The sequence below is a fragment of the Flavobacterium sp. 40-81 genome (assembly GCF_001898245.1).
GTDB classification, from domain to species: Bacteria; Bacteroidota; Bacteroidia; order Flavobacteriales; family Flavobacteriaceae; genus Flavobacterium; species Flavobacterium inviolabile.
In genome coordinates, this window is the sequence record NZ_MKTM01000020.1 from 106,522 (window position 1) to 118,810 (window position 12,289).

General features: G+C 36.7%; 13 protein-coding genes and 1 tRNA gene. 6 read left to right on the forward strand and 8 right to left on the reverse strand.

Features of this window, described 5'->3' with window-relative positions:
- Positions 1 to 2 precede the first annotated feature (2 nt).
- The 3 genes from BGO42_RS06980 to BGO42_RS06990 are packed head-to-tail and all read right to left on the reverse strand — an operon-like array spanning position 3 to position 1,899.
- Positions 3 to 986 carry an aldo/keto reductase gene (locus BGO42_RS06980; protein ID WP_273246175.1) on the reverse strand — a complete coding sequence of 328 codons (984 nt, stop codon included), beginning with the start codon at positions 984 to 986 and terminating at the stop codon, positions 3 to 5.
- Positions 968 to 1,285 (reverse strand): putative quinol monooxygenase, encoded by a 318-nt coding sequence (locus BGO42_RS06985; RefSeq protein ID WP_273246176.1) that lies wholly within the window; start codon positions 1,283 to 1,285, stop codon positions 968 to 970. Before BGO42_RS06985 ends, BGO42_RS06980 begins: the two co-directional genes overlap by 19 nt.
- A complete protein-coding gene (locus tag BGO42_RS06990; protein ID WP_273246178.1) occupies positions 1,282 to 1,899 on the reverse strand; it encodes an NAD(P)H-dependent oxidoreductase in 618 nt (205 codons plus the stop codon). Before BGO42_RS06990 ends, BGO42_RS06985 begins: the two co-directional genes overlap by 4 nt.
- A gap of 100 nt (positions 1,900 to 1,999) precedes the next feature.
- On the opposite strand from BGO42_RS06990, the gene BGO42_RS06995 reads away from it, so the two are divergent.
- Positions 2,000 to 2,896 (forward strand): LysR family transcriptional regulator, encoded by an 897-nt coding sequence (locus BGO42_RS06995; protein ID WP_273246180.1) that lies wholly within the window; start codon positions 2,000 to 2,002, stop codon positions 2,894 to 2,896.
- A gap of 115 nt (positions 2,897 to 3,011) precedes the next feature.
- Here BGO42_RS06995 and BGO42_RS07000 read toward each other — a convergent pair whose 3' ends face one another.
- Both BGO42_RS07000 and BGO42_RS07005 read right to left on the reverse strand, forming a co-directional pair.
- Entirely contained in the window at positions 3,012 to 3,590 is a 579-nt protein-coding gene (locus BGO42_RS07000; RefSeq protein WP_273246182.1) for a YdeI/OmpD-associated family protein, read from the reverse strand.
- Positions 3,591 to 3,635: 45 nt separating this feature from the next.
- Entirely contained in the window at positions 3,636 to 4,400 is a 765-nt protein-coding gene (locus BGO42_RS07005; protein ID WP_177733441.1) for a LuxR C-terminal-related transcriptional regulator, read from the reverse strand.
- A 112-nt stretch (positions 4,401 to 4,512) separates the two neighbouring features.
- Between BGO42_RS07005 and BGO42_RS07010 the strand changes: the two genes are divergently transcribed.
- From BGO42_RS07010 to BGO42_RS07030, 5 genes are all read left to right on the forward strand, one after another.
- A complete protein-coding gene (locus BGO42_RS07010) occupies positions 4,513 to 5,232 on the forward strand; it encodes a DUF3667 domain-containing protein (RefSeq protein WP_273246184.1) in 720 nt (239 codons plus the stop codon).
- A 116-nt stretch (positions 5,233 to 5,348) separates the two neighbouring features.
- A tRNA-Ser gene (locus BGO42_RS07015) sits at positions 5,349 to 5,433 on the forward strand.
- A gap of 260 nt (positions 5,434 to 5,693) precedes the next feature.
- A complete protein-coding gene (locus BGO42_RS07020; protein WP_273246186.1) occupies positions 5,694 to 6,323 on the forward strand; it encodes a hypothetical protein in 630 nt (209 codons plus the stop codon).
- A 160-nt stretch (positions 6,324 to 6,483) separates the two neighbouring features.
- Positions 6,484 to 6,792 carry a hypothetical protein gene (locus BGO42_RS07025; RefSeq protein WP_273246188.1) on the forward strand — a complete coding sequence of 103 codons (309 nt, stop codon included), beginning with the start codon at positions 6,484 to 6,486 and terminating at the stop codon, positions 6,790 to 6,792.
- 184 nt (positions 6,793 to 6,976) lie between these two features.
- Entirely contained in the window at positions 6,977 to 7,654 is a 678-nt protein-coding gene (locus BGO42_RS07030) for a hypothetical protein (RefSeq protein ID WP_273246190.1), read from the forward strand.
- 390 nt (positions 7,655 to 8,044) lie between these two features.
- Here BGO42_RS07030 and BGO42_RS07035 read toward each other — a convergent pair whose 3' ends face one another.
- From BGO42_RS07035 to BGO42_RS07045, 3 genes are all read right to left on the reverse strand, one after another.
- Complete coding sequence (locus BGO42_RS07035; RefSeq protein ID WP_273246192.1) at positions 8,045 to 9,073, reverse strand: hypothetical protein; 1,029 nt, start codon at positions 9,071 to 9,073, stop codon at positions 8,045 to 8,047.
- A gap of 60 nt (positions 9,074 to 9,133) precedes the next feature.
- Complete coding sequence (locus tag BGO42_RS07040; RefSeq protein WP_273246194.1) at positions 9,134 to 10,666, reverse strand: sulfatase family protein; 1,533 nt, start codon at positions 10,664 to 10,666, stop codon at positions 9,134 to 9,136.
- Between the two features lie 1,016 nt (positions 10,667 to 11,682).
- Positions 11,683 to 12,240 (reverse strand): hypothetical protein, encoded by a 558-nt coding sequence (locus tag BGO42_RS07045; RefSeq protein WP_273246196.1) that lies wholly within the window; start codon positions 12,238 to 12,240, stop codon positions 11,683 to 11,685.
- Positions 12,241 to 12,289 lie beyond the last annotated feature (49 nt).

The window sequence follows — 12,289 nt, forward strand, 5'->3', positions numbered from 1 at the left end:
GATTACAGTTTTGAAAGTTCATCGTTAATCAGCTGCAGCTCTCCGGGCGTGATGGTAATGTTCATCGCCTGTGCGTTGGCAATTGCCTGTGCAGCATTTCGGGCACCGGCCAATACTACGCTGATGGCCGGCTGAAGGGTTGTCCAGCGTAACACTAACTGGGAAAGTGTGGCGCCTTTGCTTTGCGCAATCGGTTCAATGGCTTCCAAAAAGTTTTTTACTTTATCCAGATCAAACTGGGAGAAGTATCCGTTGCGGTGGTCATTGTCTTTCAGTTTACTTTCTTTAAAGTATTTACCGGTTAGCAGACCTCTTTCCATCGGGCTGTATACGATAATCCCGGTCTGGGTTTCTAAAGAGTAGGGTACTAAATCGTTTTCGATAGCACGGTTGAGCATGCTGTAGGAAACCTGGTTGCTGGCTAATTTCAGAGTGCCGGAAGCTTCTTTTAACTGGTCTACACTATAATTGCTCACACCGGCTGTACGGATTTTTCCCTGCCGGATCAGTAAATCCAACGCTTCCATCGTTTCGCTGATGGGGGTTGTGCTGTCCGGCCAGTGCAATTGTAACAGGTCGATATAGTCTGTTCCTAAACGTTTCAGACTTTCTTCTACTTCCTTAATAATATTGGCTTTTGAAGCAAATTTGTATACCGGGATTTTGGTTCCGTTTTCTTCGGCGTCAAAGAAAAATTCACCTTTTCCCTGGTTGCTGCCGTCCCAGACCAATCCGAATTTGGTTAAAAGCTGTATTTTGGAGCGGTCTTTTCCTTTAATGGCTTCGCCTATCATTTGCTCGCTTAAACCGAATCCGTAAAAAGGAGCGGTATCAATGGAGGTTACTCCGTGATCTAAGGAGGCGTGAATGGAGTTGATGGAATCTTTTTTCTCGTTGCCGCCCCACATATTACCGCCAATGGCAAAAGCGCCATGAGTAATTGCTGATAATTCCAATGCTGTATTTCCTAATTTTCTGTATTCCATGTTGTGGTGTAATATAGTAATGTTGTGCGTAAAATGGTTGGCTGTTCCTGTAGTTTTTCGGCTACCAGTTCGCCAAATTCCTGAATGTAAGGCTGCTGGTTATGGGCTTCCAGTCCTTCTTTATTTTTCCATATTTCGTAAAAGGAAAAAATGTTTTTGTCTTCCAGTCCCTGATGCAGGCTGTACAATTCGCAGGCTTCTTCTTTGCGGGTTTGGGTGACCATGTGCTGCAATACCGCCAGTACGTCGTCCCGGTATTCGGCTTTTGCTTTAATGATGGCTGTTAAATGTATTTTCATAGTACGGCTTTTTCGTGTAATTGGGTGTTGAATACGGTTGCGAGGTGGTCCCGGTAAATAGCCATGTCCCGGTCTATGTCGGCATTTTTTTCCACATCATGGAAATGGAAGCTTTTTAGCGGTTGCAGTCCGATAAAGGCATTCATTCTGTGAAAACCGAATAGAGGACCTTCATCGACACTATGTTCGTTAAAGAATTCTCCGGGTAGGGTAAATGCGGTTTCCGGAGCGTTCCAGCTTGTGGTAAGCATATAGGATCTGCCGTGAAGCATACCGCCGGTTCCGTAATTGATTTTCGGGTTTGCAGCCGAACGGCCGTCGCTGTGGTAAATGCCTTTCTGATGTCCGGCAGTGAATACCTCATCAATGTATTTTTTAAAGCCGTTCGGTACCTGAAACCACCATATCGGGGTGTGGTAGATGATGGTGTCGGCCCATACAAATTTGGCTACTTCCTCGTCTGGGTTATACCCGTTTGCAATAGTGGTCTGTTGTAGCGCTACGTTTTGCTGACTGCCGAAAAAAGCAAGTGTTTCTTCCGCTATAGTATTGTTGAACCTTCCGCCGGAATGACCGAAGTTTTGCCCTGCATTTATGATCAATATTTTTTTCATTGTATTTTGTTATTAAATGACAGGACAAAATTAAAGGGTAAATTAGTATCATAAAAATAATATGATTTATACCTTTGTATTATAATAATTATAATTGGCTATGGTAAATCTGGAATGGTATCGTACGTTTAAAGCAATCTATCAAAGCGGAACGCTCACCGGTGCTGCGGAATCTTTGTTTATTTCCCAGCCGGGTGTCAGCCTGCATTTGAGTTCCCTGGAAAGTTATGTGGGCTATAAGCTTTTTGAACGTTCCGGCAGGAAAATGGTTCCTACCGAAAGGGGAAAGATTTTGTATAACGCTGTTGCGGAAAGTCTTGCTTCATTGGAAGAAGCGGAGAAGAATTTCCAGCGTAGCACGGAAAAACATACGCTCACCATTAGTATCGGAATGTGCTTTGAGACGTTCCAGATCACACTGGAACAGTATATTTCTACGCTTCCGTTTAATGTAATTATCCGTTTTGGCGATTATCACGAAATGCTCGACAATCTGGATAAGGGTATTCTGGATTTAATTATCACGCCGCAAAAAGGGACTTCGGGTAATATTGAACATCAGGCATTTTCATCGGAGACCATTGTACTGGTAGCGGGGAAAGATATTGATGCTGTTCCTTTTCAGCAATTGACCAAACAGAAAAAATATGCCGAAGCAGAGCAATGGCTGAAAGCGCAGAAATGGTACGGTACAACAGGGGATATGGAGCATCTGTTTCGTTTCTGGCAGCTTAATTTTGGCAGTAATCCCGATTTCAGACCCAATTATATAGTACCGAACCTTAATTCGATCGTCAGATGCCTGAGCAGCGGGAAAGGACTGGCGGTTATACCGGATTTCCTGTGCAGCAAAGAAATTGAAAACGGACTGGTAAAGCTGGTCTGGAAAGGGCATAAGCAGCTGAAAAATACGCTTTATTTTGCCAACCGGAAGAATACGACCTATGCGAAGGAGATTGAGTTGATTAAGAGTCTGTTCCGGGAGGTGATGGTTTAGGTTTGAGGTATGAGGTGAGAGGTTAGAAGTATGAGGTTTGAGGTATGAGGTTAGAAGTATGAGGTATGAGGTATGAGATTAGAAGTGTGAAGTATGTGTTTGTTTTTGGATGTGACTAATCTTTTAATCCTTTGCCTTCGAGAATTTGTGGGGTGTATTTCTCAATTCTTGATTCCCGGGTTTTGGATTGTTTGGGTGCGGCAAAATAAAGGAGATAGGCTCTTTGGCGTCCGGGTGTTAAGGCTTCAAATGCCGTTTTCAGAGCCGGCGTTTCGTTTAGTTTCTGCTGAAATTCGTCCGGAACGGTGAATTCATCCGTTTTTTTAAAGCGGACTTCCAATCCGGCGTTTTCCACTTCTATGGCTTCATAGATATAGGCTTTCAGGATGGTTTTCTGCTCCGTTATTTGCTGTACACTGGTAAACCGGATCTGGCGGGTAGCCTGTGTGTTTTTTGTTTGCTGTATCAGGATGCCATCGGTATTGTGCAGCAGCGCGCCCTTGAAAAACAAAACGGCACAGTATTCTTTAAATACATGTAGTAAAACGATGTTGTTTTTCTGAAAGGTATAGCAGGGAGTACCCCATTTTAATTCTTCGGTAAGTCCGCATTCCAGTACAATCGTTCTCAATTGTTCCAGTTCTTTCTGCCATGTGTCGGCTTTATCAAAATAAAAATCAACTTTAGGGTTCATAGCGGTTACATAACAGGGTGCTGACCAAAGATACAAAAAACACTTTTAAATGAGTTTGTTGTTGATGGCATAGAATAAGGCTTCGGTAATGTTGCTGACCCCAAAGTTCTCAAAGATTTTACGCCTGTGGTATTTAACGGTATCGGAGGTTACAAAAGTCATTTCGGCAATCTGGTTGATGCTGTATCCCTGGGTGTATAGTCTCAGGATCTCGATTTCCTTTGGTGATAGTTTTTGTTTTTGTTCCACCAGCCATTCGCGGCTGCCGGTGTCCAGTTTCCAGATACTGCCGGAGCCTTGTTTGGAGATGATGATGTTTCCGGATTTCTGATTGTTTGAAAGGGAAACCACACAGATCGCTTTCCATATTTTTCCTTCATTCGTCAGAAAGACCGGGGTGAGCTTATGGCTGATGAGCATCGGTTTTCCTTTTTCATTGATCAGGCGGAAGTCGTAGGTAATGGTATAGCTTTTCCGGTCTTCATTATTGGGTAATTTATCAAAAAAGTTAAATCCTTCCGTGTTGATCACTGTGAGTAATTCAAGATCGTCCGGGTGAACATTTTTCAGGTAAAAATCATAACCGGATTCCTGAACTTCGGCCGGAGTATGGCCGCATAAAAACAGAGGATTGTCCGAAACGAATTCAAATACCATGTCTTTATAGTCGATCACGTAGATACTTTCATACGTTAAACGGGAAAAGGACCTGACAACTTCAAGGTAATTCTCAAGTTGAAACGATTCTTCTTTCGCAATACTTGAGATGTGATTTTTATCGGAAAACAGTATTTTTTTATTTCTTTCCATGGACGTTAAAACTACACTGAGGTGTAAGGTACAAATTAAATATCTTTCTGTACTTTGTACAAGATTATTAATGGATAATTATAGGTTTTAGGTAAGATATAAGAAGTAAGAAATGAGTAATTGTAAAAATTGTAAAAGTGAGCTGACCGGGAATTTTTGTTCCGATTGCGGACAGCCGGTAAATCTCAAACGAATAGATGCTCATTATATCCTGCATGAGATCGAACACGTGCTACATTTTGAAAAGGGGATATTGTTTACGATAAAGGAGCTGATAATCAGACCCGGACAAAACATCCGGGAGTTTATCACGGATAACAGAAGCCGGCTTGTTAAGCCGATACTTTTTGTTATTGTCAGCTCGCTGATTTATTCGATCATCAGTCATTTTTTCCATATCGAAGGTGGGTATGTGCAGCTGAAGGAGGTAAAGAATTCGGCATTGGTTGCTATTTTTGACTGGATTCAGAATCATTACGGGTATTCCAATATTATCATGGGCGTGTTTATTGCAACCTGGGTAAAGCTGTTCTTCCGCAAATACCGCTATAATTTCTTTGAGATATTAATCCTGTTGTGCTTTGTGATGGGTATGGGGATGTTGTTGTTTGCTGTTTTCGCCATTGCCGAAGGTGTAACGAATATCAGTTTAATGCAGATTTCAGGAATGTTGTTTTTAGTTTATTGCTCCTGGGCAATCGGGCAGTTTTTTGATCCGGTCAGACCGGTAAATTATTTTAAAGCGGCGGCTTCTTATATCTTAGGGATGCTCTGTTTTACGATTACTGTAACGTTTTTAGCGGTTTTTATAGACCTGGTTATAAAACGGTAAAAGAAGGGAAGTTTTATAAGGGAGCAATTGGCGTATTTTTTTGCCATAAAAAATTTGCAGAAATAAAAAAGCTTTCTATATTTGCAACCGCAATCAGGAAATGGTTGCGATGTATTGGAGAAATGGCAGAGTGGTCGATTGCGGCAGTCTTGAAAACTGTTGACTGTAACAGGTCCGGGGGTTCGAATCCCTCTTTCTCCGCAACTTTACAAAAGCCCTGATTTTAAATCAGGGCTTTTTTATTTTGCTTATTTCTCTAATTCTTCCTTAAGCAAATAGAGCGATTTTCATTTTTATTGCAAATTCTAATTGTCTATAAATTAAGTAAAAATACGTATTGTTTTATCATGTATAAATTGCTTTCTTGGGGATCTACGAAATACAGCAACATAGCTTTTTTACGAAATAAATAAGGAGAAAGTTTCGTAAAAACAATGTTAGCAGCAATCTAAATAAACATTATGTACATAATTCAACATTTTACAAAAGAAAATTTTGCGCTATTGATTTCAATTGGCGCAATTGTTTTGGCTTGGCGATCAAATAACATATCAAAAAACACTTTGCATATAACTAGATATGATTTCAAAAGAGAATTTTTCCTAGGTGCGAGTAAACTAAAAGAAATAGTTTATCTAGTCAATAAAATTAGTAATGTAAATCCTAGTAATATTTCGAAAGATAATTTTGAAAATGACAAACTAATTTTTAAAGAAATTCTTGAAAAATACTATGAAAATGAAGAAAAAATTACAAAGGCTTCTTACGCAATTCCAAATTTGGTTTTTGAGCAAAAAAAGATTTTTGAAAAACTTCAAGCAAATTTTGACGGAAAATCTGAACTTGAAATTTACACTCCAGATATAGAAAAAATAATTAATTATGGTAGATTATTTTTTAACTTTTCTCTTTTTTGTTCACCTTTGAGTCTTGGAGAAGGAGAATCTACAAATGAAGAAGAAAGAAAATTGTATGTTAATCTTTTAAAACTTTATTATGAGTTTAATCAATGCAAAACTCAAGTAATGGAGGCAAAATTTCAAGAAAGTTTCGAAGAATTGAGAAATATTGGTGAGGCATTAAAACAATAGGCTACCGCTAACAGCGGTTTTGCGCTATTGCTGTTTTAGTTGTTGCGGAATGTGCTTTTTTCATATTTTCGTTTTGTCCAGCCTAGTGTACTCAGTTCCAGATTTCCGCGACTTACACAAAACCACAGTACGTTAACAAAAATTATTTTAAACCCACGTTATGGAAGAAAATACAAATATTAAAACAAAAGTTAGTTTCTATTTTGAAGGCGAATCAAAACCTTTTGCAAACGTAGAAGAATATGAGCAACTAAAAGGAATGTTATATATTACTGATGATTCTGATTACGAAACCAAAATCAAGGAAGTTGATGTTGATGGTGTAAAATATAAAGTTCTATCGACAAGTTTTAAAATATTGAAAGAAACGAGAGAGGATCATTTAAAATATGGAATAGACTTAGCACTGTATGGTGATTCAATGCCATATAATTTTCATGTAAGTGTATTTCTTGAACTGAGAAAGTGATTTCAAATAAAGAAAAAAATAACTTCTGCTAACTGTGGTTTTGCGCTATAGCTCGTTTTATCTTTCTTGGAAAATACGCTGAACATCAGAATTTCTCATTACATTTCTCTTTAATTTACCGCTACTACACCAAGCGACGACACGTTACCATAGATTGATAAAACTTTCATCTTCAAATGTTGTTATGGAAATAGACCTTTATAAAGCAATACCTATTGGAGTTTCATTAATAGCAATTTTTATTTCAATTGCAACAATTTTCATTACAAGACAAAATTTAAAAAGGCAATTAAGATTAGCCAAACTCGAAGAAATTCTCGAAATACTATTGTTCTTAGAATCATATTACCGAGGTTTATTTTTACTTTTTAAAGATATTGAACAGAAAGTCGAGCTTCTAGAAAATCGAAAAGAATCACCTAAATATTTGAATGATTCATCAACTTATAAAAAAAGCTTTACAAAATTATTCGATTATGAAACCTTGATAAATAAAATTTCAAGACTGAATGTCTTAGCGAAAGCATATTTACCAAACAAAAAAAACTTAAAAAACAAAGCGCTCACGATTGCGGATGTATATTTTGCAATGTATACTTATGTAAATTTTGACGGAAATTTGAGAACTAAAAGTGCTTACAATATAATTCCTAAGCCTACAGAAATGAAAGCTCTTATTTCGCAACTATCAGATCAAATAATTTTTGAAATGAAGTTAGGATATAAAAATACTGGCGATAGGGAGTACTACAAATATTATAAAAGTCAGTTCCAAAAAGACTTATCAACAGCAATTTCACTCGAACGGAAAAAATTAGAACGAGAAAAATCAACCTCTGGTAACAGCGGTTTTATGCGATAGCTCGTTTTATCTTTCTTGGAAAGTAAAATGAACGTCAAAATTTCTTATTACATTTATTCTTAACTTGCCGCTACGATGCAAATCTGTGGAACGTTATAAATAATTAGCCTGTATTAATACTAATCTATTTCCAATCATCCAACCTTATTAAAATACAATAAAAACGACATCAGATGTTCAATTGAATGTGTAAACAAAAAATAGAGTAAAAGTTAAGCTACATTTTATACATAGTTATTTTTTACAACATTCTTTCATCAGCTATATTTAAGATTTTGTTCTTATCTCTAACTACATGCTAAGTTAGCATATCCAATTTAATTATACTTAAACTTCTTACAGTACCGGTATAACCTTAAAAACTCAATCAAATTATATCATCACCTTTTTTTAAATACTTACTTTTGCAACAAAAGAAGATATTGCTTTGGTTCCCGAATTATCTTCGACCACATAAATCCCTAATATATTATTCCTATATGCCGTATTAGCACTTGTAGCACTTGAATCTGGAAAATCAATATCAGTCCATTGTGCTTCTCCAAATGATCCATCAGAATTTCTTTTCACAGAAACAAATGATGCTCCGGTTTTTTCTCTATTTAGAGTAATCCAATCCGACGGCATATTATAGCCATTCTCATCAGAAATGGTAATACCTTCAAAATGAGTAATTATAGATAAGGCTGTTTCGTTCTTGTAACTAAATGATTTTAAATTAGTGATTTCTTTTGTTTTAGAATTATAATCCGCCAAAAAGGCCTGGCTTATTTTACCTAGTTTCAGACTGGTATAGCCTCCGGCCATAGTGTAACTATCCCCGCCATTATGCCAAATACCATATAAGGTAGTAGTTAGTGAATCCGGCACTTTAAAATCGGTGCATTCGTTATTGATGGTATTATATAAAAACGCATATCCGTTTTTATCATTTTCAATATCATAATTTCCAACAGCAAGTCCACCCATTACGCTGTGAACAAATACATTGTTGGTATTTCCTCCGTTTGGCGATACCTGAATCCATGTTCCGGAACCATCAATAGGACCTTCGTAGTAAAATCCGAGATTTCCGCTCGGGGCTTTATCAGCAGAGGCAGTTATCTTATAAGATCCTACAATTTGTACCGTGCCATATGGTCCGTTATTAGGTCCATAACAAGAAGTGTTTACAACTTCTGCTGTTGGCGTACTGGGGAAATTAACGACATGCCATTTGCCTTCATTCCCTTTTGTTTTAAGCGTTCCTTCGTAAATTAATCCCTGAACAAGATTGTTTTCACTTAATAAACTACCTGCAATATACACGTTTTCAGACTCCGAAACTCCTCTTATTCCCTGTATTGTTGTTTGTCCGGCAGGATTATTAAAATCTGTATAACTTACTGTATTCACTCCTGAATTTATATTTTGCGACATGATATATGTGTTTTTGTTATTATTATAACTGTTTCTTTTTAGATTTTTAATGCTGTTTTGTCAGTTGAATGTCGTTAGACTATAAATATCTTCTGGCATATTGACCCAGAGTTTTTCTATCTCAAGCTGATGCAATTGCTCTTCTAGATCTCTTCTGATTTCACTGTATGCCGGATCGTAAGCAAGATTAGTAACTTCTAATGGATCATTAACTAAATCATATAGTTCATATTGCTTGAAATAACCTGTTGACGCATCAAAATAATAATCGAATTTCCATTTTTCCGTCCTGATGCAACGAATACGATTAGCAGCTTTCACAACTGTCCAATTACTATTAGAGCCAGCCTTGATATCGTCATAAGTAAATAATATGCTATGCTGAACAGGAGTATTATTCTCCATTATGGGAAACAAACTTGCACCTGCAAGTCCTGCAGGCGGGTTTGATACATTTGCTATATCGATAAAAGTCGGCATAATATCTGCCAATGTTGCTAATGCCATTGATTGCTTTATGCTGTGATCTTTAAAAAGTATTGGATTTGAAATCACAAGCGGCACCCTTAAGGCTTCTTCATAGGCCACAAAAGTTTTCTGACGCAGACCGCCGTGCGCTAAACCCATCTCTCCATGATCCGAAGTAAGAGTAACAATTGAAGAATCTGCCAATTTATTTCCATTCTCATCCTCCTTATATAGTTCTTTAATTAGGTACCCAATCTCCTTATCAACATGACTTAATAAATAACCATAAAAATTAATGTAGTTCAGCTTATCCTCATCAGTAGCTATTTCGCCCAGACTTAATGCCATGTTGAGTAAAATTTGTTCCTGAGCCATAGGTTTTTTATTTTTAAGTAAATTTTCATTTACACTCGCCGGAAGCCCAATTTCCCTGCCCGACCAGGTATCTGTAAGATATCCCGACTTACCAGCCGATTTTGGGTATGCTAAAACATCATGCGGATTAACAAGTGATAGGATAAGACAGTAAGGTTTATGATTTCCTGTTGCTCTTTGCGCTTTTACCTCTTTAAGGTATTGTATGGCTTGGGCCGTATATTTTGCATCATGATTGGCATATCCGCCACCAAAATTAAGCGGATTGACATCTTCACCGGCATCTGGAGCAATCCAGCCCATTGCACCATACAATGAAATATCTGCAGCCGTTAAATCATCGTAATTAGTTTTAGTGCCATTGGGAGCTATTCCTTTACTCATATGCCATTTACCTCTATACTGCACATCATAACCATCTGCCCAAAGCATATTCATGATGTTGGGGATGGAATTACTGAGTGTCGGTTCCTGCGGAGATAAAAGGCCTCCTTCGGTTAATGTCTGGCTGACTCCGTGTTTAGCAGGATAGGTTCCTGTAAATAACGTCGCACGGCTGGGAGAGCACATGCAGGTATTACAAAAAGCTCTATCAAAACTAAATCCGTTCTGTTTTAGAAATGTGAGAGTCGGAAGGTTTTTTTCTTCCCAGCCCGGCGGGAAATGCTGCGTTGCACGCTGTTCGTCGGTAATAATAAGAATCATGTCCGGCTTTGGGCCAATCTGATTGAGTTTTTCTTTTAAGTCCATTACTTATTGATTAAATTATTAAATATAAATGCAATTTGAAACGACTAATATTTTCCTAAAAATGATTGTAATAAAACTAAAAATGCTTTCTTAGAAATTATACTATTGAAACCAATGCTATTAAGAGCCCCACCACAAATAAGCTGATATAAAATCGAGTAAAACTGATCTAAGACAGTACATATTAAATAAGCTTCAAAATCAATCAATTCAATTAATAGGAATAAATTTACACAAGCGAATCGACCTAATGCTAAGTATAAACACCTGTTTTATAAGCACATAAAACAATAAGTAAAATAAAAAAATCACATTTCAAGAATGAAATTGATCATTCTGCCATAGCCGCTACATAAAAACAGAAATAAATTGCGTAGATTAAGTCATACAGATGACTTACAAGATGGAGATATGACAAATATAAGTTGGAACATGTACCATGGTATTTATTTATCAATATGTTATAATCCTGTCTCCGCTAACTTTGGAACACCAAGCCGCAACATCCTTAAGATTAAAATCATTTTTTTTACTATAAGCTCCATTTTTGTGATTAGTCAGCTTTTTATTCGGTTCAACTGAGAACTTTTTCTTTTTATAGCTTATAAATTAGGTGAAATTATGTCTTGCTATGTGATGTATAAATTGCTTTCTTACTGAACAACAAAATACAGGGATATAACTTTTGGATAGGCTAACTTAGCGTGGGGTTAGCATATCCATCGTGCCATTAAAACTAAAAACTACAACCCTAAAAAGTTGTAGTTTTGTTTTTAAGGATATGTGATTTAGTGAGCACGGATTGTAAATCCGCGCTATCGGGGATCGATGTCCAACAAGTGTTTAGGGTGGCTGTCTTTGATGTTTCTAAATGCCGAAATCTCTCGTTCTTCATTAACGATAAATGCAAGCTGATAATATTCCTATTCGTTATTGTCTTTTGCGGATTACGAAGCCGAAAGTTTCAATTTAGACTTTACCCCGCCATTTTGCAAAACCCTTGTTAATGGAAGTTTTTATTTTTCTGTATAATATTTTTCTTTTAAATGTTCAGTTTTTTTAATGTCACATCCTAATACAAATATTCTATATACAGGTTTGTGTATTCCGTAATAAGGTATTTTGTCTTCAAAAAATTCTGTATTCATTTTCTGTAATTTGCTTTTCAGTTCAGTAATTTTATTTATATCTGTTGAAAAACCTATACAATGCGTCATTGCCCATTTGTCAGACTTAATTTGATTATAAGCGTATTCTACAATTTCATTTTCTGATTTGAAGTGTTTTAAATTGTCTTTTTTTCCACGTTCGGTGTAATACCAAATTAAAAGTCCACCTGATTTGTCAATTCCAAAACCTTCATAAATACTGTTTCCGTTTATTGAATAACTATTGAAATTGAAACAATTTTCGCTCATCCAATTTTCAAGTTCAATTTCTGTCTTTGGTAAATAGTTGCTATCCGTTGAATTGGATAAAGAATCCAATCTATTTTTAACATTTATTTTTTGTCCAAAACTTAATACTGTTGTTAGAAGAAATGGGATAGATAAAATATATTTATTTTTTATCATTTTAAATTTGTTTTTGTTCGTGTAAGTGTGTTGTCTGAATAATTGCCAC